Annotated in this window: 23 protein-coding genes and 1 tRNA gene; 9 read left to right on the forward strand and 15 right to left on the reverse strand. The window is 69.2% G+C overall.

Features of this window, described 5'->3' with window-relative positions:
• The first annotated feature begins 102 nt into the window (after positions 1-102).
• Positions 103-789: a GntR family transcriptional regulator gene (locus RIC31_RS19010; protein WP_350111470.1), complete on the forward strand. Its 687-nt coding sequence runs from the start codon at positions 103-105 to the stop codon at positions 787-789.
• A gap of 45 nt (positions 790-834) precedes the next feature.
• On the opposite strand, the gene yghU is transcribed toward RIC31_RS19010, so the two are convergent.
• A complete protein-coding gene (gene yghU / locus RIC31_RS19015; protein ID WP_350111472.1) occupies positions 835-1,704 on the reverse strand; it encodes a glutathione-dependent disulfide-bond oxidoreductase in 870 nt (289 codons plus the stop codon).
• Between the two features lie 159 nt (positions 1,705-1,863).
• On the opposite strand from yghU, the gene RIC31_RS19020 reads away from it, so the two are divergent.
• Positions 1,864-2,622, forward strand: a complete 759-nt coding sequence (locus tag RIC31_RS19020; RefSeq protein ID WP_350111474.1) for an alpha/beta fold hydrolase — start codon at positions 1,864-1,866, stop codon at positions 2,620-2,622.
• Positions 2,623-2,695: 73 nt separating this feature from the next.
• Here RIC31_RS19020 and RIC31_RS19025 read toward each other — a convergent pair whose 3' ends face one another.
• Positions 2,696-3,766: a Rossmann-fold NAD(P)-binding domain-containing protein gene (locus RIC31_RS19025; protein WP_350111476.1), complete on the reverse strand. Its 1,071-nt coding sequence runs from the start codon at positions 3,764-3,766 to the stop codon at positions 2,696-2,698.
• Between the two features lie 272 nt (positions 3,767-4,038).
• Between RIC31_RS19025 and RIC31_RS19030 the strand changes: the two genes are divergently transcribed.
• The gene (locus RIC31_RS19030) at positions 4,039-5,205 is read left to right on the forward strand and encodes a M20 family metallopeptidase (protein WP_350111478.1); all 1,167 of its coding nucleotides are present in this window, start codon (positions 4,039-4,041) and stop codon (positions 5,203-5,205) included.
• A 198-nt stretch (positions 5,206-5,403) separates the two neighbouring features.
• On the opposite strand, the gene RIC31_RS19035 is transcribed toward RIC31_RS19030, so the two are convergent.
• The 7 genes from RIC31_RS19035 to RIC31_RS19065 are packed head-to-tail and all read right to left on the reverse strand — an operon-like array spanning position 5,404 to position 14,094.
• Positions 5,404-6,390, reverse strand: a complete 987-nt coding sequence (locus RIC31_RS19035; RefSeq protein WP_350111480.1) for an FAD:protein FMN transferase — start codon at positions 6,388-6,390, stop codon at positions 5,404-5,406.
• A complete protein-coding gene (locus tag RIC31_RS19040) occupies positions 6,377-6,943 on the reverse strand; it encodes a nitrous oxide reductase accessory protein NosL (protein WP_350111482.1) in 567 nt (188 codons plus the stop codon). Before RIC31_RS19040 ends, RIC31_RS19035 begins: the two co-directional genes overlap by 14 nt.
• Positions 6,940-7,764 carry an ABC transporter permease subunit gene (locus RIC31_RS19045; RefSeq protein ID WP_350111484.1) on the reverse strand — a complete coding sequence of 275 codons (825 nt, stop codon included), beginning with the start codon at positions 7,762-7,764 and terminating at the stop codon, positions 6,940-6,942. The genes RIC31_RS19040 and RIC31_RS19045 overlap by 4 nt, the downstream gene beginning before the upstream one ends.
• Entirely contained in the window at positions 7,761-8,678 is a 918-nt protein-coding gene (locus RIC31_RS19050; protein WP_350111486.1) for an ABC transporter ATP-binding protein, read from the reverse strand. Before RIC31_RS19050 ends, RIC31_RS19045 begins: the two co-directional genes overlap by 4 nt.
• Positions 8,675-9,934, reverse strand: coding sequence for a nitrous oxide reductase family maturation protein NosD (locus tag RIC31_RS19055; RefSeq protein WP_350111488.1), 1,260 nt, complete (start codon positions 9,932-9,934; stop codon positions 8,675-8,677). The genes RIC31_RS19050 and RIC31_RS19055 overlap by 4 nt, the downstream gene beginning before the upstream one ends.
• Before the next feature lie 25 nt (positions 9,935-9,959).
• Entirely contained in the window at positions 9,960-11,876 is a 1,917-nt protein-coding gene (nosZ, locus tag RIC31_RS19060) for a TAT-dependent nitrous-oxide reductase (RefSeq protein ID WP_350111490.1), read from the reverse strand.
• Between the two features lie 34 nt (positions 11,877-11,910).
• On the reverse strand, positions 11,911-14,094 hold the full coding sequence (locus RIC31_RS19065) for a 4Fe-4S binding protein (protein WP_350111492.1): 2,184 nt from the start codon (positions 14,092-14,094) through the stop codon (positions 11,911-11,913).
• A gap of 209 nt (positions 14,095-14,303) precedes the next feature.
• Between RIC31_RS19065 and RIC31_RS19070 the strand changes: the two genes are divergently transcribed.
• The 5 genes from RIC31_RS19070 to RIC31_RS19090 all read left to right on the forward strand — a co-directional run bounded on the left by RIC31_RS19070 (position 14,304) and on the right by RIC31_RS19090 (position 18,091).
• Entirely contained in the window at positions 14,304-15,233 is a 930-nt protein-coding gene (locus RIC31_RS19070) for a ferritin-like domain-containing protein (protein ID WP_350111494.1), read from the forward strand.
• A 118-nt stretch (positions 15,234-15,351) separates the two neighbouring features.
• Positions 15,352-15,819 (forward strand): pseudoazurin, encoded by a 468-nt coding sequence (locus RIC31_RS19075; RefSeq protein ID WP_350111496.1) that lies wholly within the window; start codon positions 15,352-15,354, stop codon positions 15,817-15,819.
• A 144-nt stretch (positions 15,820-15,963) separates the two neighbouring features.
• On the forward strand, positions 15,964-16,920 hold the full coding sequence (locus RIC31_RS19080) for a radical SAM/SPASM domain-containing protein (protein ID WP_350111498.1): 957 nt from the start codon (positions 15,964-15,966) through the stop codon (positions 16,918-16,920).
• A 122-nt stretch (positions 16,921-17,042) separates the two neighbouring features.
• A complete protein-coding gene (locus RIC31_RS19085; protein WP_350111500.1) occupies positions 17,043-17,540 on the forward strand; it encodes a hemerythrin domain-containing protein in 498 nt (165 codons plus the stop codon).
• A 53-nt stretch (positions 17,541-17,593) separates the two neighbouring features.
• Complete coding sequence (locus RIC31_RS19090) at positions 17,594-18,091, forward strand: DUF2249 domain-containing protein (protein WP_350111502.1); 498 nt, start codon at positions 17,594-17,596, stop codon at positions 18,089-18,091.
• A gap of 160 nt (positions 18,092-18,251) precedes the next feature.
• Here the strand turns inward: RIC31_RS19090 and RIC31_RS19095 are convergent, their stop codons facing one another.
• From RIC31_RS19095 to RIC31_RS19110, 4 genes are all read right to left on the reverse strand, one after another.
• A complete protein-coding gene (locus tag RIC31_RS19095) occupies positions 18,252-19,313 on the reverse strand; it encodes an NnrS family protein (RefSeq protein ID WP_350111504.1) in 1,062 nt (353 codons plus the stop codon).
• A gap of 364 nt (positions 19,314-19,677) precedes the next feature.
• Positions 19,678-19,769 (reverse strand) — tRNA-Ser (locus RIC31_RS19100).
• A gap of 120 nt (positions 19,770-19,889) precedes the next feature.
• Positions 19,890-21,044 (reverse strand): trans-sulfuration enzyme family protein, encoded by a 1,155-nt coding sequence (locus RIC31_RS19105; RefSeq protein WP_350111506.1) that lies wholly within the window; start codon positions 21,042-21,044, stop codon positions 19,890-19,892.
• On the reverse strand, positions 21,041-21,700 hold the full coding sequence (locus tag RIC31_RS19110) for a hypothetical protein (RefSeq protein ID WP_350111508.1): 660 nt from the start codon (positions 21,698-21,700) through the stop codon (positions 21,041-21,043). Before RIC31_RS19110 ends, RIC31_RS19105 begins: the two co-directional genes overlap by 4 nt.
• 22 nt (positions 21,701-21,722) lie before the next feature.
• Here RIC31_RS19110 and RIC31_RS19115 point away from each other — a divergent pair, with 22 nt between their 5' ends.
• Positions 21,723-22,325 (forward strand): helix-turn-helix domain-containing protein, encoded by a 603-nt coding sequence (locus RIC31_RS19115; protein WP_350111510.1) that lies wholly within the window; start codon positions 21,723-21,725, stop codon positions 22,323-22,325.
• 62 nt (positions 22,326-22,387) lie between these two features.
• On the opposite strand, the gene RIC31_RS19120 is transcribed toward RIC31_RS19115, so the two are convergent.
• Positions 22,388-22,897, reverse strand: coding sequence for a PRC-barrel domain-containing protein (locus tag RIC31_RS19120; RefSeq protein ID WP_350111512.1), 510 nt, complete (start codon positions 22,895-22,897; stop codon positions 22,388-22,390).
• A 348-nt stretch (positions 22,898-23,245) separates the two neighbouring features.
• Entirely contained in the window at positions 23,246-23,437 is a 192-nt protein-coding gene (locus RIC31_RS19125; RefSeq protein ID WP_350111514.1) for a hypothetical protein, read from the reverse strand.
• Positions 23,438-23,537: the final 100 nt, after the last annotated feature.

Genomic DNA, 23,537 nt, shown 5'->3' on the forward strand with positions numbered 1-23,537 from the left:
TGGTTCACCGCTCGACCGTCGGACGACAAGGACGGGATTGGTCGCGGGCCGGCGGAATGCTATCCGGCTCTTCCAGAAGGACAGTAAACGGCGGATGCCACGATGACCGATTCTGATGCTGCTTTCCGCGTCGAGAAGATCGCGGCGCCGTTGCGCTACAGCGTGACCGAGAGCATCCGCAGCGCGATCGCCGCCGGCCGCTTCAAGGCCGGCGACCGCCTGCCCGAACGCGAGCTGTGCGAACTCACCGGAGTCAGCCGGACGCTCGTGCGCGAGGCGATGCGGCAGCTCGAATCGGAAGGCGTCATCAAGGTCGAACCGCATCGCGGGCCGTTCGTGGCGCGGCTGTCGCGCGAGCAGGCCGAGGGTGTCTACCAGGTGCGGCTCGAACTCGAGGGGCTGGCCTGCCGGCTGTTCGCCGAGAAGGCCACGGACGCGCAGCGCCAGGCCCTGAAGGACGCGTTCAAGGACCTGCAGGCGGCGGCCCGGCGCTCCGACCCGCAGAACCGCCTGCGCACCAAGAACCAGTTCTACGCCTGCCTGCTCGACGGCACCCGGAACGAGGCACTGGGAAGCTGCCTGCACATCCTCAATTCTCGCATCAGCCTGTTGCGCGCCACCTCGATGACCGCGCCCGGCCGAATCAAGAAGAGCATCGCGGAGCTGTCCGAGCTGATGGAGGCGCTGATGGCCCGCGACGGCGAGCGCGCCTACACGCTCGCCCGGCATCACGTCGCGATGGCCGCCGAAGCCGCGCTCAGGCTGCTGTCCACCGACGAGCCGGACTGACACGGCCCGGGCCGATGAGGCCTGGACCGTGTTCGCCCGTCCCCCTCATCCGGCCGCTTCGACCTTGTCCTGGGTTTTCGTCTCGAAGTCCGCCGCGTCGTGGCGCTCGCGCAGCTGTTCATGCGCCTCGCCGCGGATGCGGTTGACCATGCGGCCGCGCCTGACCGGCTCGCGGGCATGGATCTCCTCGGCCCAGCGCAGCACGTTGGCGTAGCTCCTGGCGTCCAGGAACTCCTCCGCCTCGTACTGGTTGAACAGGACCAGCCCGCCGTACCACGGCCAGATCGCCATGTCGGCGATGGTGTAGTCGTCACCCGCCACGTAGCGGTTGTCGGCCAGGCGCCGGTCGAGCACGTCGAGCTGGCGCTTGGTCTCCATGGTGAAGCGGTCGATCGGGTATTGCTGCTTCTCCTCGGCATAGGCGTAGAAATGCCCGAAACCGCCGCCGAGATAGGGCGTGCTGCCCATCTGCCAGAACAGCCAGCAAAGGCACTCCGTCCGCCCGGCCGTGTCCTTCGGCAGGAACTCGCCGAACTTCTCGGCCAGGTACAGCAGGATGGCGCCGGATTCGAATACCCGGGTCGGCGGGTTGGTGCTGTGGTCCATCAGCGCCGGGATCTTGGAGTTCGGGTTGATGTCCACGAACCCGCTGCCGAACTGGTCGCCGTCGCCGATGCGGATCAGCCACGCGTCGTATTCCGCGCCGGCGTGGCCTTTCGCCAGCAGTTCCTCCAGCATCACCGTGACCTTCACGCCGTTCGGCGTGCCGAGCGAGTAGAGCTGCAGCGGGTGCCTGCCGACCGGCAGCTCCTTCTCGTGGGTCGCACCGGCGATCGGCCGGTTGGTGCTGGTGAACCGCCCCTGCTTCTGGCCTTCCCAGGTCCAGACTTTCGGCGGCGTGTAGGTCTTCGTCATGGCGCGAACTCCGTTCCAGGTGTCGTGGAGACGACCGGCGACGCTCTATCGGGAGCTTGTGGCGGCGGTCGGAACCCTCTCTGATGGGTGCGGTCGCAGGATGCGGGCCGGAAGGCATCGGTCCGTTTCATTTTACCTCATCAGGGAACGGGTGCCGCCATGCCCATATTCGAGAACGGTCCGGTGCGGATCCACTACGAGGAGGCCGGTTCCGGCTTCCCGCTGCTGGTCATTCCGGGCGGCGGGCTGAACGCTACGGTCGCCGGGCTCGCTACCCACGCCTTCAACCCGCTGGAGGCGTTCAGCGACCGCTACCGTGTCATCGCACTGGACCTGCGCAACGCCAACGGCGGCGGGTCCGAGGGCCCGCTCGAGATCGAGCGGACCTGGGACGGCTTCACCGACGACCAGCTCGGCCTGATGGACCATCTCGGGATCGACCGTTTCCTGGTGATGGGCTTCTGCATCGGCGGCCCGATGATCTGGAACACGCTCCGGCGCGCCGGCGACCGGGTGGCGGCCGCGGTGCTGGTGCATCCGAGCGGCTACAGCGCCGCCTTCCCGGACATCTTCTACCGCAACAACATCACCGGCTGGGGACCCGCGTTCCAGGCGCGCCGCCCCGAGGTCACCATGGCGATGATCGCCGAGTATCTCGACAACATGTACACCAAGCGGGCGGATTTCGTGTTCACCGTCGACCGCGATTTCGTGCGCGCCTGCCCGACCCCGGTGCTGGTGCTGCCGGACGACATCCCGGCGCACCCCTACGCGACCGCGATGGAGACCGCGCTGCTGGCGCCGAACGCCGAGGTCAGCCTGTACCCCTGGAAGGAGAACGCCCGGAAGATCGAGCTGGCGCTGCGCCATGTCCGCGGCTTCCTGGCGCTCAACGCCCCCGCGGCCAAGGCACGATAGCAGGCCGCTGGCGGCGGCATCGCCACGCTGCCGTGGCAATGCCGCCGAAAAGCGCCAGGGCCTCCGGAGACCGTCAGGCCGCCTTGGCGCGGTTCGCCTCGAGCCAACCGTCGACCAGCGCCACGGTCTGGTCCACCACCGCGTTGTGGCGCCCCTTCCCGGCCGCGATGGTCTGCACCAGCCGGTCGACCCGCTCGATGTTCGGCGCACCGCCCGCCAGCGCCCGTGCCGCCGAGGACGGGCTGCCCAGCGACAGCGCGGCGTTGGCGTATTTCTCGAACGGCACCATGTCGGCCGGATCGGCCCCCAGCGACCGGCACAGGTCGACCACCCACTCGTACACCGAGCGGGTCGCCTCGAGGTCGGCATGCACCGCCTCCTTGATCGGCCGCATGCCGTCCTTCCCGACGCAGCGGTAGTTGCCGGCCAGCAGCATGCTCCACTTGGCCAGCGGCACGAACACCGAGTCGTGGACCTTCAGCTTGACCGGCAGATCCAACGGGCCGTCGCCCGGGTCGAACCGGGCCGCCTCGATGTCGGCCTGCAGCCGCCGCAGGATCGCGGTGTGCTCCTCGGACTCGAAGCGCGCCGACTTGAAGTTGGTCGGCAGCCGGACCTGCAGCACGTTGACCTTCTCCTCGGGCGGCCGGAATGCCTGGGGATCGGGGCTGCACAGGGTCATGCAGGCGGGATCGAAGCCGTCCCAGACGCTGGCGTCGGTATAGCTGCTGCGGCACGATTCGGCGTCCAGGCCGGGAATCCGCTTCAGGTAGGGCAGCGGCGGCATGTTCATGATCGACATGCAGGGCTTGCGCGACTTCGCCACCGCGTCCAGCAGTTCGCGCACGCCGGGCGAGCGGAACTGCGGCTCCTGCATGGCCAGCGCCACCAGGTCGAAATCGCCGGGGTCGACGTCGCCGGTTCCGGCGGCGGTCAGCTTGCCGGGCAGGGTCCTGGTGTTGACCTCGACCAGGCCCTCGCGGTTCTTCACCGGCATTCGGACGATCGCGCCCTCGGCGTTGATCAGATCGGCCTCGGCCGGCAGGCAGATCAGTGTCGCGTCGTGGCCCGCCAGGGCCAGCTTGGTCCCCAGCAACGAGCCGTAGGACGCACCCATAATCAGACAGTTGACGTTGTCCGCCATGACCTCTCCTCCCTCAGGATCGGTTGTTGTTGTTCAGGATCTGTTGTTTCACCGCGGCTGGAGCCGGCGCTTCTGGCGACGCCGGTCTCCCGGGATTTTCATTGATCGATATCTCCCGTTCGATGACCGGTCGACGTAGTGTCGCGACAGGATATTCGGACTCAGCAGGAACCGGAAGCTCGCGCCCGGCCGACCGGGACAACCGGATTGCAACCGGAGGGCGGGCGCGCCACGCTGTCCGCCCTGCCCCACCGTCCCGGAGAATGACAGCCGTGCCCTCCGCCACCCCCGCACAGCAGGCCGCGATCCTCGACTGGCTCGACCAGCAGCGCCCGGCCATGACCGAACTGCTCGAGAAGATCGTGAACATCGACTCCGGGTCCTACAACAAAGCCGGCGTGGACGCGGTCGGCCGCGCCATCGAGGAATGGTTCGCGGCCGAGGGCATCGCCACCGACCGGGTGCCGCACGGCGACTTCGGCGACTGCATCCGCGCCCATGTCTCGGGCGGCGAGGGCAACCGGCCGGTCCTGCTGATGGGCCACCGCGACACGGTGTTTCCGGACGGCGAGGCGGCGCGCCGGCCGTTCACGGTGGAGGGCGACATCGCCTATGGCCCCGGCGTCGCCGACATGAAGGCCGGGCTGGTGATGAACGCCTTCGTGCTGGCGGCGTTCAAGCGCTTCGGCGGCGCGCCCTACCCGCTGACCGGGCTGTACACCTCGGACGAGGAGATCGCCTCGCCCTCCTCCCGCCCGGTCATCGAGAACGAGGCCCGCAACGCCCGCGTGGTGTTCAACGCCGAGCCGGGCCGCGAGAGCGGCAACGTCGTCACCGGCCGCAAGGGCGCCAGCTTCTTCAAGTTCCGGGTCACCGGCGTGCCGGCCCATTCCGGCGGCCAGCACGAGAAGGGCATCAGCGCGATCGGCGAGCTGGCGGCGAAGATCACCGCGCTGCACGGGCTGACCGACTACGCGGCCGGCACCACTGTCAACGTCGGCATCGTGAGCGGCGGCAACGCCGTCAACATGGTGGCGCCGCTGGCGATGGCCGAGGTCGACGTGCGCTTCAAGACGATGGCGGCGCGCGACGCCGTGTGGGAGCGGATCACCGAGATCCTGCAGACCGCCCATGTCCCCGGCACGTCGGCCGAGATTACCGAGAGCCGCGGCTTCCTGCCGCTGACCCAGTCGGCGGAGAGCAAGCAGATCTTCGAGCTCTATACGCAGGCCGGCGCCGAGGTCGGGCTCACCATCGGCGGCGAGTTCTCCGGCGGCTCCGCCGATTCCGGCTTCACCGCCCAGGTCGGCGCCCCGACCGTCTGCGGCACCGGCCCGGTCGGCGGCCGGGCGCACACGCCCGAGGAGTTCATGCGGCTCGATACCATGGTGCCACGCGCCAAGACCGTGGCGCTGGCGATCATGCGGCTCGGGGCGTGAGGGCGGGGCCGGTCGCAGTACGGGTCGATACCGGTGCCGGGCCGATCGCAGGGGCGGTGCAGACCTGACCGCGGGTCCATCGGATCGGCAGCAGGCCAGACAACCCGGCGGCGCTTTCGATCGATGGACCACCCAGACGGACGACAATCCAGGCAATCACCAGGAACGCCCCCGTCCAATGCTCGTGAGAGACTGCCTCTACGCGATCTGCGCGACGCTTCCCATCGTGGCGAAGTAGACCTTCATGTCTCCGATCAGCGGCGCAATCTCGACGACCTCCTGACGGGTCATCAGCGCGAATGCCGTGGACCAGGCATCGGCGGTTGTCGCATCGGGCGCCGTCACCGTCGTTCCCCGCAGCACCGGCGCCGTGCGGCCGTTGCGTGGATCGATCAGATGGCTGTACCGGTACCCCCGATCGAAAACCGTGCCATAGCCGCCTGACGTGGCAATCGCTCGATCGACGCAATCGAGGCGTCGGAGCGACCGGTCCGGATTCCCCGGGTCGGCGATGCCCACGTGCCAGGGCCGTCCGTCGCCACGGTCCCCGGCGGCCCTGATCTCACCGAGATCGAGCAGGACCTGTCCGATGCCGTTGCGCCGCAGCAGGTCGTGTACCCGATCGGTGACGAAGCCCTGGGCGATGCCGTTGAGCGTGACGGCCATGCCGCTGCGGGTCAGGGCGACTTCCGTCGGGTCGATCCGCAGCGCGCGCCAGTCCACCAGCGGCAGCAGATCCGCTACGGCCGGCAGTGCCGTGCCGGCATGGGTCGCGAAGTGATCGCGGTAGCGCTGCCAGAGCGGCTGCACCGTCACGTCGAAGGCGCCGCCGCTCAGCCGACTTACCTCCCGCGCGCGCGACAGCAGCTCGACCAGCTCGAGCGGCGGGTCCGGCAGCCGGCCGTCGCGGTTCAGCACGGCCAGGGCAGAGTCGCCACGGTACAGGCTGAAGATCGCTTCGAGGCGCTCGATCTCCTGCACCGCCAGGTCGATGATCCGGTGTGCCTCCGCCGGGTCCGGATGGAGCAGGCGGATCGACGCCCGCGCGCCGAGCGCCACGCCGCGCCAATGGTGCAGTTCCGCGGTTGCCTGGGTGACGGTCGGTAGCAGGGCGGTACCGCCGAAGGCGCCGGCGATGGCGATGAACCGCCGCCGGCCGACGTCGCGGCATTCAGTCGGTCGCATGGGTGCCATGTTCCGCACTCCCCGTTCCGGCCGCGGGCGCAGCGGCGAGCCCGCCGTCGGTCCCGAGGACGTAGCGCTCCGGCACCTCGCCGAAACGGTAGATCTCGCCGCCATGCGTGAGCCGGAACCGGTCGGCGGCCGCGCGGTCGGCGAACGGCACGGCTTCCTGGACGCCCATTCCGCCCACCGCGCGGCTGCCAGCGACGAAGAGGGCGTCACGCGCAATCACCCAGCGCCCGGCTTGCGGCACGGCCCAGCTCTCCGCACCGCTCATGTCGTTCACGTACAAGGCGATCACGGTCCTCGGCTCGCCGGGCAGCATGGTGAAGGCCAGGGCGTCACGCACCGAACTGAACCAGAGCGGCTTGGCGTGTCCCGCGATGAAGGCCTGGGCCTTCGGGCCGCGATGCTCGGTCACGGCCATGCCGCAGAAATAGCCGATCGAATCCGGCCCGGGCTCCTGCGGCGGCGGCAGTACGGCGAGATCGCTGCCCTCGCCGCATGCGGCGAGCGCAAGCAGCAACGCCAGTGCGGCCCTACGCAACCCTTTCATGGATGCCTCCTGTTGAAGACGGCGATGGCCGCCGCGAGTGGCGCCACGATCCACGCGGCGAGCGCGGCGTACAGGGCCGCAGTCGGGATCTGGCCGGCCTCTCCCGGCGCACTCATGCCGGTGAGCAGCGCCGCCGCGCCGGCGCCGGTCAGGTTGACGAGCCGGTAGGCGTCGGCCGGGTTGAGCAGCAGCAGGGCGTCGAGCACGCGCCCCGAGACCAGCGTTCCCTGGTCGACCACCAGCAGCCCGAGCAGGGCCGAGTCATAGAGCAGCACGAACAGCAGCCAGAGCCCGACGGACAGGCCGGCGGCCGTCGGCCGCTCGCGGACCATGCTGGCCAGAGTGCCGAGCGCCACGAATGCCATGCCCAACAGGATGGAAGTACCGATCAGCAGCCCGAAGGTCGCCCAGGCTTCCGCGTCCGCATCCGTGGTGATCGCCAGCAGAACCCCGGCAGCGCCGTAGCCGACGACCGTCGCCAGCGCCAGGATCGAGGCGTGGCCGAGGAATTTGCCGACGACCACCTGCCATCGGGACACCGGATAGGCCAGCAGCAGCAGCAGCGTGCCGCGCTCCGCCTCGCCGACGATGGCGTCGAACGACAGCAGCAGAGCGAGCAGCGGCAGCAGGAAGATGGTCAGGCTGGCGAGGCTGACGACCACGACGGCCACGGGCGAGGCACCGACGGTTCCGGTCGGCGTGCTGCCCAGCAGAACCAGGCTGAGGGCAAGGGCCGCGAGGAGCAGCGTGGTCGCGACGGCCCAGCGATTGCGAAGGCCGGCCCGGATCTCCTGGCCGGCGATTGCGGCGAGGGCGTTCATGTCGCGTCTCCCCGGGTCAGGTGCCGGTAGAGGGTCTCGAGTCCGGGGCTCTCGATCTCGACCTCGTCGATCAGTTCTCGCAGGTCGTCGAGGGCATGGATCAGGTCGGCACGGCACTCCGGCATCACCGCCAGCTGCAGATGGGTCGGTCCGCGATCGAGTGTCTCCGCCCACCCTTGGAGCCGGTCGAGCACGCGCTGCGTCGTGCAGTGCCGGACACGCAGTCGGATGCGGACCGGCATCGGGATCCGCCGCCGCAGCGCGGCGACATCGCCGACCGCGATCAGCCGGCCTCGGTGCAGCATCGCCACCCGGTCGACCTGCCGCTCGATTTCCGCCAGGGCATGCGTGGACAGCAGGACCAGGGCGCCGGAGCGCCGGAGGTCGTCGATGGTCTCGTAGACCTGTCGGCGCGACTCCGGGTCGAGGCCGGAGGTCGGCTCGTCGAGCAGCAGAATTCCAGGCTCGCCGATGAGGGCCTGGGCCAGCGCCAGCCGCTGCCGCATGCCCTTCGAATAGGTACCGACGCGGCGGCTCGCGGCGTCCGCCAGGCCGACCCGCTCCAGCAGCTCGGCATTGGCCGCGCGCGGCTCGCCCTTGAGGCGGGCGTAGAAGTCGAGCAACTCGGCACCGGTCATGGCGGCATGAAAGGCGACGCTCTCAGGCAGGAAGCCGATGCGGCCGCGGACCCGGGCCCCATGCCGTCCGGCCGGATCCTCGCCCAGCACCCGCACCGTGCCGGCGGTCGGACGGATCAGTCCGAGGACCAGCTTCATGAGCGTGGTCTTGCCGGCGCCGTTGTGACCGACCAGCGCGACGGTTTCTCCGGGGTCTGCGCGGAGGTTGGCGTCTTGCAGCGCCGTTACCGCGCCGTAGCGACGGCTCACGCCGTCCAGGGCGATGGCCGGTGTCATTGCTCGGGCCCTCCGATGAGCGGCGCGGCCATCAGCGGCGCGGTGTCCACGACACCGCCCGGATAGAGCGCCGGCAGGCGGGACTGCGCGAAGCGCAGGACGGTCACCGCCGGACTGTTGATCAGGAGCTTTGCGCGTGGATGGCGCCACAGCAGGTCGTCGACGATGTCGTTGGGGCGGTACTCCCGGTCGGCGACGCCGTTGCCGTCGAGGTCGAAGGCCGGATTGTCGCTCCAGTAGTTGCCGCGGCCCTCGTGGGTCCACTCGACCCGGCGGGTGCCGACGTACTTCACCTGGGTCCGGTTCCCGATGAAGGCGTTGCCGGTGATCCGGTTGCGTTCGGACCCGGCAGTGAAATGGATGCCGATCGGACAGCCCTCGAAACGGTTGCCGGTGATCCGGTTCATGTGTGCGTTGTAGATGAACACGCATTTGCCGGCGCTGTTGCGCACGGCATTGCCGGTGATCTCCGACGACTTGACGAAGTTCAGCAGCAGGCCGTGGTCGCGGTCATCCTCGCTGTCGTTGTCGCGCACGGTCAGGCGGTCCGAATACATCAGCGCCAAGCCGACGTGGTTGCGACGCGACCGATTGCCGACGATGCGGCTGTCGTGGGTGTACATGTAGTGGATGGCGAACCGCAGGTCGGCAAAGCGGTTGTCGGCAAAGGTGTTGTTTCGGCTGGTGTTCACGAAGATGCCGTCGCGGCCGTAGCGGACGTCGTTGCCGATGACCGCCGCTCCCGGGGCGTTCCAGATCGACACCCCGTTGCCGGCCTCGGCCATGCGCAGGTCGCGGCGTCCACGGATGACGTTGCCTTCGACGCGCGAGCCGGCGGCCCCGTGCAGGTAGACGCCGAACAGGTTGTCTTCCAACCGGTTGCCGACGACCGTGGTTCGCTCGGCGGTGCGGGTCGCCAGGATTGCCGAGTCCATGGCCGGCACGTCGGTGCCGGAGCCGCGGATCGTCAGGCCTTCGATACGCACGTCGCCCGCCGTGACGGTTACCACGCTCCCCCTGCCGGTGCCCTCGAGCACGGCCCCGCCGACGCCGACGAGGGTCAAGGGCTTGTCGATCGTCACCGGGCCGGCATGACGGCCCGACGACAGCCGGAGCACGTCGCCCGGCGCCGCGGCGGCAATGGCGGCCGGCAAGTCCCCGCCCGCCATCACCCGGAGTTCGGCGGCGGTCCCCGGCGCCGCCGCGACCGAAGTCGCGACGGCCACCAGGGCCATGCCGACGAGCAGCTGACGCATCCTCGTCATTGGGCGATGCCTCTCGCTACGCCGCCCGCGGTTCGACCAGCATCCGGCCCTTCATCTCCATGTGCAGGGCGTGGCAGAACCACTGGCAGTAGAACCAGTGCACTCCCGGACGCCCGGCGGTGAAGGTGATGGACGCTGTCGCCTGCGGCGGCACTTCCATGGCAACGCCGTGGTTGGTCAGCGTGAAGCCGTGGGTGAGATCTTCGACCTCGTCGATATTGGTGACGTAGACCGTCACCTCGTCGCCCTGCTTCACGGTGAAGCTCTCCAGGCTGAAAGCCGGCGCGACCGAGTACATGTAGACCCGCACCTTGTTGCCGTCGCGGATCACGTCGGCCGCTTCCTCGAGCACCACGCCGTCGGCCGCCGCCTGCTTCTTGGCATCGTCGAACATCGGGTCGTTGCGGTCCCAGACATGGACCGGGCTGACCTTGGAGCGGTGGACGATCGTGGCGTCATGCGGCTCGGCGAAGCTCGGCCCATCGTGCACCAGCACCATCTCGTCGCCGGAGATGTCGATCAGCTGGTCGCACTCGGGCTTCAGCGGGCCGACGTTGAGGAACCGGTCCTTCGAGAACTTGTTCAACGATATCAGCCATTTGCCATCGGCCTCCTTGGTCTGGCCCATGGAGGTGTGGTTGTGGCCGGGCTGGTAGTGGACGTCGAGCTTCTGGATGATCGGATCGACGTCCTTGCCGTCGAACTTCTGGATCGCCTTCTCGAGGTTCCACTTGCAGATCTGGCTGTCGATGAACAGGGTCGTGTAGGCGTTGCCGCGGCCGTCGAAAGCGGTGTGGAGCGGGCCGAGGCCGAGCTCCGGCTCGGCGACGATCACGCCGCGCGGCTCGATCTTGCCGTCGAACAGATCGTCGAACCGCCGCACGTCCATGACGCTGACGGTTGGCGACAGCTTGCCGTTGGCGACCACGTGGATGCCGTCGGGTGCCGTGTTGATACCGTGCGGGCTGTTCGGGATCGGCACGTAGCGGGTGTAGGGCGAGCCGTGCCGGCCGTCGATCACCGGGACGCCGTGGTGCTCCGTGAAGTCGCCCTTCTTCACCGCCTCCTCGATGCGGGCGATGTTGAAGATCACAACCCAGTCCTGCTCGGCCGCGGTCATCTCCGCCAGCGTCACGCCGCCCTCGGAGTTGTAGCTGGTCGAGAAGCAGTACTTGCCCTGGTAGTCGGCATCGACGTTGTCGAGGTTGCCGTCGACCATCACCTGCCAGGCGATCTTCATGGTGTCGCCGTCGATGGCGGTGAAGATGCCGTGGTACTTGGCCGGCTCGTCCAGGATCGAGCCGTCGTTCGGCAGCGGCAGTCGGTCCTCGCCGTTGGCGAACACGTAGCCGGTACGCGGGAACTTCTGCACCCGCAGGCCGTGCACCGCCTCCATGTTCGGGATCTCGATGATCTTGTCGCACTTCATGACGTCGCAGCGGACCCGCGCGACCCGCGAGTTCGCCTTGTCGTTCATGAACAGGTAGCGGCCGTCATAGGTACCGTCGGTGAACGACATGTGCGGGTGGTGCAGGTCGCCGTTCAGGTAGACCCCGCCGCGCTTGGCCAGGAAATCCTTCGTTTCGGGCAAGAGGCCCTCGGTCAGGATCTTGCGGCTCTCGTTGGTGTCGCCCCAGCCGGTGGCGCTGCAGCGGTTGAACACCGGCACTCGCATCAGCTCGCGCATCGACGGCAGGCCGACGATCCGCATCTCGCCGCACTGCCCGCTGGAGAAGAACACATAGTACTCGTCGAGTTCGCCGGGACCGACGCTCGCCTTCTGGGCCGCGGCGTGGGCCACCCCGGGCTTCAGAAGCGCACCGCCCGCGAAGCCGGTGGCGCCGGCGAGTCCCGCCAGCGTCGCCGCCTTCGCGGTGGAGCCCAGCAGATCGCGTCGGCTTACGCCTGCGGGTTGCTCTGTAATCTTGACCATGTCGGATCCCCTTTCAGTGGCCGGTTGTGGTCGACTAAGAATTGGTTGCGGCAGTTCGCGGCCGGCCTTCCGGCAAGCCGCCGAGGCTCGGCGACGCCATCGCCGCCCGCTTCTCCCGCTTCAGGCGCCGCTGGATCACCACCGGGCACTTGCGGTCGTGGTGGTACAGCACCTGGCAGTGCAGGCAGGAAATGCATTCGTTGGGATTGATGTGTCCCTCGGGGTGGATCGCCCCGACAGGGCATTCGTTGTAGCAGCGCATGCAGGGGTTGCCGCACTCGCGGTAGCGCTTCAGCCAGTCGAACATCCGCAGCCGCCCGGGGATCGCCAGCGCCGCGCCCAGCGGGCACAGGTAGCGGCAGAAGAACCGCTCGACGAACAGCCCGGCGCCCACAAGCACCAGCGCGAAGGCGACGAACCACCATTCCCGCATGAACCGTAGGATGATGGCGGTCTTGAACGGCTCGACCTCGGCCAGTTGCTCGGCCATCGCCAGCGAGCCCAGGGACACCCCGAACAACGCCATGAAGATCATGTACTTGACCGGCCACAACCGCTCGTGCAGGCCCCACGGCACGGTGATCTGCGGAACCTTCAGCAGCTTGGCGCCGCGGTTGGCCAGCTCCTGCAGGGCGCCGAATGGGCACAGCCAGCCGCAGAACGGCCCGCGTCCCCAGAACAGCAGGGCGGCGGCGACGGCGAACCACAGGATGAAGATCAGCGGATCGACCAGGAAGTACGACCATTCGAAGTCGGTCCGCAGCGCGTTCAGGAACGCGAGGATGTTGACGATGGAGAGCTGCGCCTGCGCCACCCAGCCGAGCCAGACCAGGGTGACCGCGAGGTAGACGAGACGAACGCGGTCGAACAGCTTCTCGCGCTTCACCAGGGCGTCCTGGAAGAAGAAGATCGCCGTGAGCACCGCCAGCATGGCGCCCAGCATCGCGATCGAGGCGATCTTGCTGCGCCAGATCCGCTCCCACAGCGGCGTCCCGTCCGCCACCGGCGCCGCGGCGGCCGGGCCGGCGATTGCGGGCGGGGCGGCAGCCGGAGCCCGGGTCTTCGCGTAGAGCCGCGGCAGCCGGTAGTCTAGCGCGAAGCTGGTGAACGCCTTGTCGAGCGCGCCGATGGCGCGCTGCGCCAGCAGCCGCAGCGTCCAGGTCTCGGCGGGGTCGAACTGCACCTCGGCCGGCACCCGGAACAGCGCGATCTCCTTGAAGTCCGGCGCGCCGTCGGCGGCGAGGTCGGCGATGCGCTCGTGCTGCCGGTCGCGGAACCGGATGGTCTCGGTGCCCTGGGTCACCTCGATGCGGTCGAAGATGCCGCCGCGCACATAGCCGGACCCCTTGAAGGAGTAGCGTCCCTCGCCCATCACCAGGATCGCCGACCCGTCCGGCCCGAGACGCTTGCTCAGCCGCTCGTAGGCGGCGTCGCCCAGCAGGCTGCGGCCGATCGCCGGCTGCGAGACCAGCGCGACGTAGAGATCGATGAAGGTCTCGCCGGGCTCGCCCTTCTCCGGCCGTTCGGCCGCCTTGCGATTGCCGGAGCGGCCGAAGGCCTGGTTCACGTCGCCGACGCTGACCTGCAGGCGCCGGATCGCGCCGTTGCCGAGCAGCGTCAGCCAGTCGGTGACCTGGCCGCCCTGCGGGTCGACCATGCGCCGCGGCTCCGCGGCGATCTCCGCCGGCGCGCCCCCGACCATTCGCGGCGCCAGCCGTCCGGCGGAGCGGATGATGGTGTCGCCGATCACCAGCACCGTGACGGTGGCACCGGAGACGATGTCGACCTCGGGTGCGGATTGCCCGAGTTGCGCGGCCTTCACCGGATTGAACCCGACGACGCCCTTGATGTAGCCCTCGATCCGCTCCTCCGGGATGCCGATCAGGACGATCGGCTCGTGGTGCTCCACCAGCTTGGCGCCGACGATGGTTCCCTCGCGATCGAGGCCGACCAGGGTGTGGATCGGCTTGCCCGAGTAGCCGGCGGTGTTGACCACGTCGGAGGTGAGGTAGGCGTAGCCGACGACCTCGTCGTCCCGCAGGGCGGCGGCCATCGGTGGCGAGCCTTCCGGAGATCCGAAGCGCTGGGCGCCCGGGACCAGTTCGCCGGCCGCAACCTGCGCGAGAAACTGTCCCAGGCGCGAGGATGCGAGGGCGTCGGCGGGTCGAAGCAGGACGGCCAGCAGCGACAGCACCGCGACAGCGGACCAACGGGTCAAGCAGAAACCGGGGTGCCTAGTGTGACTGGAGGCGGCCATGTCCGGTGTCTTTGCTCCAGGTGCAGTCGTTTGCCGCCGGTGGGCGGTGCGGGGAACCTAGGGCGGGAGAGCGGTCGGGAAGTTGCGCAAGATCAAATTCGCCGTGCATTAGTCGTGCGAGTCTCTCGTCGATGCGCCGACCAGCGCCGGAACGTCAGGGAGATGGCCTCATGGCGAGCTTGAGTTCCGAGCCGGGGGCACGGGTGGAGACACTGCCCGAGCTCGTCGGCATCGCCCACACGATCGAGACCGAGGCGATCCGCTGCTACGGACGTCTGGCCGAGGAGATGCGCCGACGAGGCGAGCTGGAGACGGCCGAAGCCTTCGAGGCCATGGCCCGCGAGGAGAACTCGCATGTGGCCGCGGTCGAGAGCTGGGCCTCCGGCCTCGGCCAACCGGTTCCGTCCCTCGGCAGCTTCCGCTGGCGGCTGCCCGCCGACCTTGCGGCGAGTTGGGACGACGTGTCCGGCAGCGCCTTGCTGACCCCCTATCGGGCGTATGCGATCGCGGTGGACAACGAGCAACGCGCATTCGCCTTCTACGCCTATCTCTCCTCGACCGCGGCCGATGAGACGATCTCGCGGGAGGCCGAGGTCCTCGCCCGCGAGGAGCTGCGTCACGCCGCCGTTCTGCGCACGTGGCGCCGGGCGGCGTGGCGGCGGGAGCGTCCTGCGGATTCGACGGTCGAGTTCGGACCGATCACCTCGATCGAGCAGCTGGCACAGGTCGTCGAAGCCGCCGGGGCCGATGTCGCCGCCTGTCATCGGCTGCTGGCCGTCAGGTTGCGCGAGGCCGGCGACCGCACGAGTGCGGACCTGCTCGAGCAGATCGCGGATGAAGCCGCCGTCCGCGCGTCGGTTCAGATTCCTGGTCACTGTGCCGACCAGGCGTGCCTGACCCGGCAACCGCTGGCATTGCTCGTCGCGGCGCAGCGACCGTTGGAGCGGTTCTGCGAGGCGCTGGAGCACGCATTCCTCGTGTCGCCGGACACGCAGTTGCAGACAGCGGTCGAGGATGCCCTGGCGCTGGCCGTCTCATGGATCGCCCGGATCGGGCGCAGGATCGAGGCCCTGGAGGCCACGCCCGGCCCGGCCAGTTGAGCAAACATTCCGGTATTTGACCTGGCGCAACAAACTAGCCGGCAACCTCCCCTATCACCACCGCAACGGATCCGCGCGAGGGTCCAACGAGCGTGCAAGGCAATAAGGGATATCGAAGATGCGCAAGCTGATCGTCATGGGCGCCCTGGTGGCCGCCCTGGGAACCGCCGACGCGACCACCGGGACCGCGTCGGCCGCCGAGTTCGAAGTCAAGATGCTGAACCGCGGCACCGCCGGAATGATGGTATTCGAACCGGCCTTCGTGAAGGTCGCCGCCGGTGACAGCGTCCGGTTCGTCGCCACCGACAAGGGGCACAACGCCGAGTCGGTCGACGGCATGCTGCCCGAGGGCGTCGAACCGTTCGCCGGCAAGTTCAACCAGGACATCCTCGTCACGTTCGAGAAGCCCGGCGTGTACGGCTACAAGTGCAAGCCGCACTACGGCATGGGCATGGTGGGTCTGGTCGTCGTCGGCGATCCGGCCAACGCCGACCGGGCGAAGGCCGCGAAGCACCCCGGCAAGGCCAAGAAGGTCTTTGCCGAGTTGTTTCAGAAGCTCGACACGACGACGACCGCGGCGAAGTGACGTCCGGGGCGAGTGCCCCGATCCTTCCTCTGGGCCGAAAGGGCGGCGGCGCCGTGCAGGTCGAAGCCATGCGGCGCAATTCGCTTCCGAGGCGCCGGACGCCCTCCAGAGATTCCCGACGGAACCGAGTTAGGTGAGCTGAGCATGTCCATCATCGACCGCATCGACACGGTCACCGCCATACCGGGCTCGCACCGGACACATCTTCCGCCGGCCCCACGGTCGGTGAAGATCGAGCTCACGGCCCGCTGCAATCTCGCCTGTTCGTTCTGCGCTCGCTCGATGATGCTGCGCCGACAGACCGACATGGACCGCGGCCTGTTCGAACGGTTGGCCGTTGAGATGCGCGAGGCCGGCGTCGAGGAACTCGGACTGTTCTATCTCGGCGAGAGCTTCCTGCTGCCCTGGCTGCCGGAGGCCATCGCCTTCGCCAAGAACGTCGCCGGCTACCCCTACGTGTTCCTGACCACCAACGGCACCATGGCGACCCCGCCCAAGGTCGAGGCCTGCATGCGGGCCGGGCTGGACAGCCTGAAGTTCTCGTTCAACTACGCCGACGCGGAGCAGTTCGAGGCGATCGCCCAGGTGAAGGGCAAGCTGTTCGCCGACATCGAGACCAATTTGCGGGCGGCCCGGACGATCCGCGACCTGGTGTACCGGGAGACCGGCCATCGCTGCGGCCTGTACGCCAGTTACATCGAGTATGACGGCGAGCAGGGCAATCGCATGGCCCGGGCGATCGAGCGGATCGCGCCGGTGGTCGACGAGGTCTACGCCCTGCCGCTGTACAATCAGGCGAACCTGGCCACCGGCGACGAGATGGAGCGCGGCTGGAAGCCGACGGCCGGCAATCGGGGCCGGGCGGCGGCGTTGCGCGAGCCGTTGCCGTGCTGGTCGGTGTTCACCGAAGGGCACGTGACCTGGGACGGCCGGCTCAGCGCCTGCTGCTTCGACCATGACGGCCGCTTCCACATGGGCGACCTGAACACGGCCTCCTTCATGGACAGTTGGCAGTCTGAGCGGTTCCAGGCGCTCCGCGCCGCCCATCTGCGCCGCGACGTCCGCGGTACCCCGTGCGAGACCTGCGTCGCCTTCGCCTGAACCGGGCCGCGCTTCGAACGCACACCACGAAGCCGGCGCGGCGCGCACGGTATTTGCGCCCGCTCAAATTCGCCAGCGCCCGGTCGAGGCAGTCTGCTCCTCGGCAATGCGAGGAAGCGGACATGAACACCAGGATCGAGTCCTCCGACATCGAGGATCCGGACACGCCATCGCTTATCGCCCATATCGTTCAACGGTATCACGAGGCCCATCGGCGGGAACTTCCGGAACTGGTCCGGCTCTCGAGCCGGGTCGAAGCCGTGCACCGAGACCACCCGTCGGTCCCGGGCGGCCTCGCCGACGCGCTGGAACGGCTGTCCGGCGATCTCGGAAGCCATATGGCGAAGGAGGAGGCCGCCCTGTTTCCTCTGATGCTCGATGGCGGTCATCCGATGATCGCGCACCCGATCGCGCAGATGCGCCACGAGCACGATGACCACGGCGCCGCGATCGGCGAGATCCGGGAGATCTGCCGCGGGTTCGTCCTGCCGGCGGACGCCTGCCGGTCGTGGCGGACCCTGTATGCCGGCGCCGAGAAGCTGGTCGTGGATCTCGCCGAGCACGTCCTCCTGGAGAACGGCGTCCTGTTCCCGCGGTTCGAGGCACCGGTCGGACTCTGACCAGTCCGCCCCCCGCCGAGAGGCCCCACCCCCCAGCGCAAAGAGCCGGAAAGATGACACCGGACACCCCCTGGTCCGACCTGCTGCTGTCGGAAGAGACGACCTTCGAGCGCCTCCTCGACTACAACCCGAAGATCCGGAATTTCCGCGGTGTCCTGAACGATGAACGCGTCGCGGTGCAGCTGACGGTCGGCGACGTCGCACGGATGTTGGGTTTGCCGGCGGAGGTGCTCCTGCGGGTCGCGCGCGGCCAGCAGGCGGGAACCGCCGGCGGCGCGCCCGCCGAGCCGGCGCACTGCGACTGGGCCGGCAAGGCGCCGCAGACGAGGTCGCTGGACCTGCGGCCGATCTTCGCCGACGGCCACGAGCCGCTTGCGGTCATTCTGACGGAGATCGGCCGGCTACCCCGGGAAGCAGCCCTGGTGATCGACGTGCCGTTCCACCCGTTGCCCTTGCGCCGGCTGCTCGAGGGGCGCGGCTACGGAAGCGTCGCCCGTTGTCTCGCCGCCGATCACTGGCAGGTCACCTTCCGCCAGGTCGACGTGGCCTGACAGGGAGACGACCCGCCGGACAGGTCGCAGCGTTGGGGTGACCGGCGCAGTACCGCGACGGCCGCAGCGATCCGGACGGACGCCTCCGCGAGCAGGTTGGCACAGTCGTGGGAGAGTGCCCGCACGCCGACCGCCTCGTTTGCCGGTCGGTCTTCGGGAATCAGGGTCGCTTGCACCCTGATCCTCGCCGCCGAAGCAGGGCGACGAGACAAAGCGCCATGGCCGCAATCCAGGCGATCGCGGCGATCCGGTATGAAACATCGGGCGAGCCGAAGCCCAGTGCCCTGACGATGGATGCCAGCGCCAGCAGGACGACCGCCGCCGTGATCGTCATGGCGGGCAAGGGCAGTCGGGCGCGCTGAGCCTGGGTCTTGAGCATCATCGTCACCGTCGCGATGCCTATTCCGCCGATCGTGACCAGGTGCAGCGGTGCATGCTCCGGCCAGGGAGGGCGGAACAGACCGGCACCGATGCCGGCCAGGCCCAGGGCGATGAGGCCGTGCGATACGGCCATCGATCGTAGGGCCGGGTCGGCAAGGCCGAACCCGGCGCGCCAACCGACAAGGCGGACGACGATACCGGCCGCGGCAACCCACGCTGTCGCCGCCAAGAGCGCCGGAATGCCGGTCGAAAGGGCGACGCCGACACCGATTATGGCGGCGACGAGCAAGCGCTCCAGCACCGGCTGCGGCGGGATCCGGTCGCGGCCCGCCCGCTGCGCGAGCCCGGACAGCGCGGCACCTACAATGCGGCCGCCCATTACCACGATCAGCAGCACGATCAGCAGTACGGCGAACAGCAGCGCCGACCGGGCGGCGGACGGCGCCCACAGCAGCGTGCCGGCCTGCGCGGTGACCTCGCACAGAACCAGGGCGGCGAGCAGGGCCGGGAACACCGCGTTCTGGGCACGCTTCAAGCCGCGAAGGAAGCTCCGGCCCGCCAGGACCGCGATCGTGCCTGTGGATGCAATCCCCGACGCCGCCCGGACCAGATCCGGGGTGTCCGGGACCATCCAGGCGATGCGGGCCGTCAACCAGACGGCCAGGCACCAGGCGACCTCCTGTGGGTTCGCGCGCGTCAGCAGGAAGCCGGCGACTACCGCCATGGCGTAGCCGAAGACGATTTCATGGGCGTGCCAAGCCGCACCGGTCCCGCCAAACGGAAGGAAGCTCCACAGGCCGATGCCGATGGCACCCTGAGCGGCTGCCAGCGGAAAGAACACCGTGTGAGATGCGGATCCTGTCACGTCGCTCTACTCGCCGAAGATGCAGAAGGATCATACTACCCCGCCGGATCGGACGGAGCGGTCATCCGGCGTGCGACAACGGCACGGCGACCGGACAAAGGCTTGCCCGACTCAGCGCTGCTACGAGGACCTCCTCCGCATTGGCATATGCTGAGCTTGAATGTCCAGAAACCGCCCGCAAACCGCGCCGTGGTTTCCGGGCACAAATCCGTCCCCGACGCGATCTGAACGACCGGCTCTCGGGGCGACAGCTTGTCAGCTCAAACGTGGGGGCAATTGCGGATCGCCGGATTGGCAATCTCAATTCGTTCAATTACTTCATGTGTCTAATTGGATTGATTGGCGGAGGGGATGGGATTCGAACCCACGATAGGGTGTTACCCCTATAACGGTTTAGCAAACCGCCGCCTTCAGCCTCTCGGCCACCCCTCCGCCGGGAGAGGACATCCGGCCCCCGGGTGACCCGGGGACCGCACGGCGCATGCGCGCTCCTTCTACGGGCCGGAGGTTCCCGCCGTCAAGCCGACATCATGCCGGCCGGCGAATGCCCCCTCAGCCGTCGAGCGCCTGGGTCAGGTCGTCGATCAGGTCCTGGGCGTGCTCGATGCCGACCGCCAGGCGAATCAGGTCGTCCGGCACCGGGGTGCCCGGCCCCTCGGTCGAGGCGCGGTGCTCGGCCAGGCTCTCGGTGCCGCCGAGCGAGGTGGCGCTGTGCCACACCGTCATCCGCCGCATCGCCGCCAGCGCCGCCTGCTCGCCGCCGGCCACCCGGATCGACAGGATGCCGCTGAACCCACCCTGCATCTGGCGCCTGGCCACCTCGTGGCCGGGATGGCCCGGCAGCCCGGGATACAGCACGTGGCTGACCTTCGGGTGGCGGTCCATCGCCTCGGCCACCGCCATGGCGTTCTCGCAGGCCTTGCGGACCCGGATGTGCAGGGTGCGCATGCCGCGCAGCAGCAGCCACGCCTCCTGCGGGCCCATCACCGTGCCGAAGTCGCGGCGCACCTGCTCGATGCGCTCCCACCACTCGTCCTTGCGCGCCGTCACCAGGGCGCCGGCCAGCACGTCGCTGTGGCCGTTCAGGAACTTGGTGGCCGAGTGCATCACCAGGTCGACGCCGTGCTCCAGCGGCCGGGTCAGCACCGGCGTCGCCACCGTGCTGTCGACCGCGATCCGCGCGCCGGCGGCATGCGCGATCTCGGCCGCCGCCGCCAGGTCGACGATGCCCCACAGCGGGTTGGCCGGGGTCTCGACCCAGACCAGCTTGGTCTTGCCGGGGCGCATGGCGGCCCGCAGGGCGTCCAGGTCCTCGGCCTCGACGAACTCGACGTCCAGGCCCCAGCGGGTCGCGAAGGTCAGCAGCCAGCGCCGGATGCCCCAGTACATGACGTTCTGCACCACCACGTGGTCGCCCGGCGCAAGCGCCATGAACGGCGCGGTGACCGCCGACATGCCGGACGCCATCACCAGCGCGTCCTCGCCGCCCTCCAGGCGCTGCAGCAGCGACTCGACCTGGGTGTAGCTCGGGTTGTCGTTGCGGCTGTAGCTGAAGCCGGGGCCGCCGGCCGCGCCGATGCCGCCGGGCACGCGCTCGTAGGTGGTCGCGTAATGCACCGGCGGGACCAGGGACTTGTGTTCCGGGTCGACGAAGCCGAGGGCCTGGGCGGCCAGGGTCTCGGGCGCGAGGTCGTGGTTCCGGGTCATCGGTCGGTCCCTGTGGTGGGTTGCGGCGAAAAATACGCGTCGGCACGCAGGAAGGCAGCCAGCCGGGCCCGGGTCGCCAGGGCCCGATCGGCCTCGACGGCGCCGACCAGCAGGGTCGCCTGCGGCGCCACGCCGTTCTCAGTGAGCAGGTCGTGCAGGCCGGAGGCCAGCGCCATCCGGTTGCCGACCGTCCGCCAGCCGGCGAGGCGAACCCCGCCGGCGTCGCGCAGGGCGCACAGCCGCGCCTCGGCCGATCCGTCCGGGTCGAAGCCGACGGCCAGCAGCTTCGGCTTCACCAGCGCGCGCAGCCGCTCGGCGGCCCCCGGGGCCGCCAGCGCGTCGAGCGTGAACACGATCGCCGCCGGCGCCCGGCCGCACTCCATGACGATCGAGGCGATCTGGCGATAGCTCAGGCCGAGTTCGGCGGCCCGCCGCAGCCGCATCTGCACGACCTCCGGCGCCGGGTTCTCCCAGGCCTTGGCGTGGGCCCGCTTCCAGACATGCAGACCCCAGCGGGTCGCCATCGGCGGGCCGTTGTTGTGGCCGATGCCGATCGGCACGACCGAGGCCAGCGGCCGGCCGCGCAGCCGGGACCGCAGGCCCGACCCGGCCAGTCCCGCTGCGTATCCCGACCTCGGCCTTGACGCCGACCGCATTGCGGTCTCCACTAAAGAAATGATGAATTCCTCTATAGAGGATCAACATCCGGCTGTCGATGCGGACCTCGACCTGAGGGCGATCGGCGACCGGGTGCGCGGCCTGCGCAAGGCCCGCGGCGACACTCTGGCGGCCCTGGCGGCGCGCGCCGAGCTCAGCGTCAGCATGCTGTCGGCGGTCGAGCGCGGCGAGAAGGCCGCGACCGTCCTGGTGCTGCACCGCATCGCCGGCGCCCTCGATACCACCATCGCCCGGCTGGTCGAGGCGGAATCGCCGGTCCGGGTCACGGTGCTGCGGCGCGACCGGCAGACGGTGATCCCCGGCGAGGGCGGCTGGACCCGCCGGATCGTCTCGCCCGTAGTGCCGGGCATCGAGCTGGAGATGATGGTGACCACCCTGCCCCCTGGGGTCGACGCCGGCGAGTACGGCCCGCATCCGGCTGGCAGCCACGAATACCTGCTGGTCCTGGAGGGCGAGCTGACGCTGTCCCTGGACGGCGCCGAGCACCGCCTGGCGGCCGGCGACGCGATCCACCATGACGGCCGGTGCCGGCACGGCTACCGCAACGACGGCGACGTCCCATGCCGCTACGTTCTGGCGATGACCGAGGGCGCGCGACGGTAGCCGGCCGCCGGGCCGCGCCGGCGCGGGCCAAGTCGGTGCGGGCCAAGTCGGTGCGGGCCGCGTCAGTCCTCGTAGGCCGGCAGCGCCCCGATCTGCGCCTCGCTCAGGTCGGAGCGCACCATGCCGTTTCCGCTGGGCGCCAGCGACTCCGCCGGCACCAGGACCAGCCGCTCGCCGATGCCGAGGAAGCCGCCGATACCCAGGACGGCCTTGCGGGTTCCAGCCGGCTCCTCGACCAGCCGCTCGACCTCGCCGACCACGTTGCCCTCGGCGGACAGCACCTTGGCGCCCTCGAGCTGAACGGCCAGCGCCTCCGAGGACCCCGACTTCAGGCCGGTGCCGTCCGGCAACGGGACCGATCCGGCAGGCGATGGGGACGTCGCGCGCTCCGCCAGCCGCCGCGGCGCCGGGGCCGGAACCGGGGAGGAGGCGGCAGTCGGCTTCATCGCTGCCGGCCGGGCGACCGGCAACGGCACCACCTGGCTCCGCTCCGTGGCGGACCCGGCCGTCGCGCCCAGCGACAGCGTCCCGGCCAGGAGCACTGAAGTGACGATCGCGAACCTGCATGTCATGGTCGACCTCCAGCGGCAGATGAACCGACGGCGATCGAACCGGATTCGGACCGCCGTCTCCCGAACCCGAGGGTCGGCGAAAATCGCTGGCATTAGAAGGGCTTCACCGATTCCTTACAGATCTGTCACAGCCCGGGTCCGGCTGGGTCGGAGATCGATCGAGTGATCCCCGGCGGCCGTGCGCGACGGGGCCCCAAAAAAACGGCACTGCCGAAGCAGTGCCGTTGAGGACCGACGTGTGGATCGCACGAACCCGCGACGGGAGGGACGGTGTCGCGGGCCGATGGCGGGCCGGAACGACGATGGGGCGTTCCGGCCATGCGATCGACGCGTCGGCTGGGGGACCGATCAGGCGTGCGCGCCGCAGTCGCTGCAGCCAAGATGGACGGTGGCGCGGCGGCCGAAGGCGGCATTGGCGATCCGCAGGAACCACCGGCCCATGCCGGCGAAGCTGCTGCGCACGGCGCGACCCTGGAGCGCGCGGCCGTGGGCGGCGAGGCGGTTGATCTCGGCGGTCGAAAGTGAGGTCGTACGGGTCATGTCTGCCTCCTCTGACAGGAAGGCGGGGGTTCGGCCGAACGGTCCCGTCTGGTGTGCTTAGGAAGGTAGACCCTTTAATGGCGACGGATAATGAGGTACG

The organism is Thalassobaculum sp. (assembly GCF_040219615.1).
Taxonomy (GTDB): domain Bacteria; phylum Pseudomonadota; class Alphaproteobacteria; order Thalassobaculales; family Thalassobaculaceae; genus Thalassobaculum_A.

Bases quoted from the DNA above. Each gene is read 5' to 3' on its own strand.
- RIC31_RS19010 (WP_350111470.1), top strand. From the start codon at position 103: ATGACCGATTCTGATGCTGCTTTCCGCGTCGAGAAGATCGCGGCGCCG.
- yghU (WP_350111472.1), bottom strand. From the start codon at position 1,704: ATGACGAAGACCTACACGCCGCCGAAAGTCTGGACCTGGGAAGGCCAG.
- RIC31_RS19020 (WP_350111474.1), top strand. From the start codon at position 1,864: ATGCCCATATTCGAGAACGGTCCGGTGCGGATCCACTACGAGGAGGCC.
- RIC31_RS19025 (WP_350111476.1), bottom strand. From the start codon at position 3,766: ATGGCGGACAACGTCAACTGTCTGATTATGGGTGCGTCCTACGGCTCG.
- RIC31_RS19035 (WP_350111480.1), bottom strand. From the start codon at position 6,390: ATGCGACCGACTGAATGCCGCGACGTCGGCCGGCGGCGGTTCATCGCC.
- RIC31_RS19040 (WP_350111482.1), bottom strand. From the start codon at position 6,943: ATGAAAGGGTTGCGTAGGGCCGCACTGGCGTTGCTGCTTGCGCTCGCC.
- RIC31_RS19045 (WP_350111484.1), bottom strand. From the start codon at position 7,764: ATGAACGCCCTCGCCGCAATCGCCGGCCAGGAGATCCGGGCCGGCCTT.
- RIC31_RS19050 (WP_350111486.1), bottom strand. From the start codon at position 8,678: ATGACACCGGCCATCGCCCTGGACGGCGTGAGCCGTCGCTACGGCGCG.
- RIC31_RS19055 (WP_350111488.1), bottom strand. From the start codon at position 9,934: ATGCGTCAGCTGCTCGTCGGCATGGCCCTGGTGGCCGTCGCGACTTCG.
- nosZ (WP_350111490.1), bottom strand. From the start codon at position 11,876: ATGGTCAAGATTACAGAGCAACCCGCAGGCGTAAGCCGACGCGATCTG.
- RIC31_RS19070 (WP_350111494.1), top strand. From the start codon at position 14,304: ATGGCGAGCTTGAGTTCCGAGCCGGGGGCACGGGTGGAGACACTGCCC.
- RIC31_RS19075 (WP_350111496.1), top strand. From the start codon at position 15,352: ATGCGCAAGCTGATCGTCATGGGCGCCCTGGTGGCCGCCCTGGGAACC.
- RIC31_RS19080 (WP_350111498.1), top strand. From the start codon at position 15,964: ATGTCCATCATCGACCGCATCGACACGGTCACCGCCATACCGGGCTCG.
- RIC31_RS19085 (WP_350111500.1), top strand. From the start codon at position 17,043: ATGAACACCAGGATCGAGTCCTCCGACATCGAGGATCCGGACACGCCA.
- RIC31_RS19090 (WP_350111502.1), top strand. From the start codon at position 17,594: ATGACACCGGACACCCCCTGGTCCGACCTGCTGCTGTCGGAAGAGACG.
- RIC31_RS19105 (WP_350111506.1), bottom strand. From the start codon at position 21,044: ATGACCCGGAACCACGACCTCGCGCCCGAGACCCTGGCCGCCCAGGCC.
- RIC31_RS19110 (WP_350111508.1), bottom strand. From the start codon at position 21,700: ATGCGGTCGGCGTCAAGGCCGAGGTCGGGATACGCAGCGGGACTGGCC.
- RIC31_RS19115 (WP_350111510.1), top strand. From the start codon at position 21,723: ATGAATTCCTCTATAGAGGATCAACATCCGGCTGTCGATGCGGACCTC.
- RIC31_RS19120 (WP_350111512.1), bottom strand. From the start codon at position 22,897: ATGACATGCAGGTTCGCGATCGTCACTTCAGTGCTCCTGGCCGGGACG.
- RIC31_RS19125 (WP_350111514.1), bottom strand. From the start codon at position 23,437: ATGACCCGTACGACCTCACTTTCGACCGCCGAGATCAACCGCCTCGCC.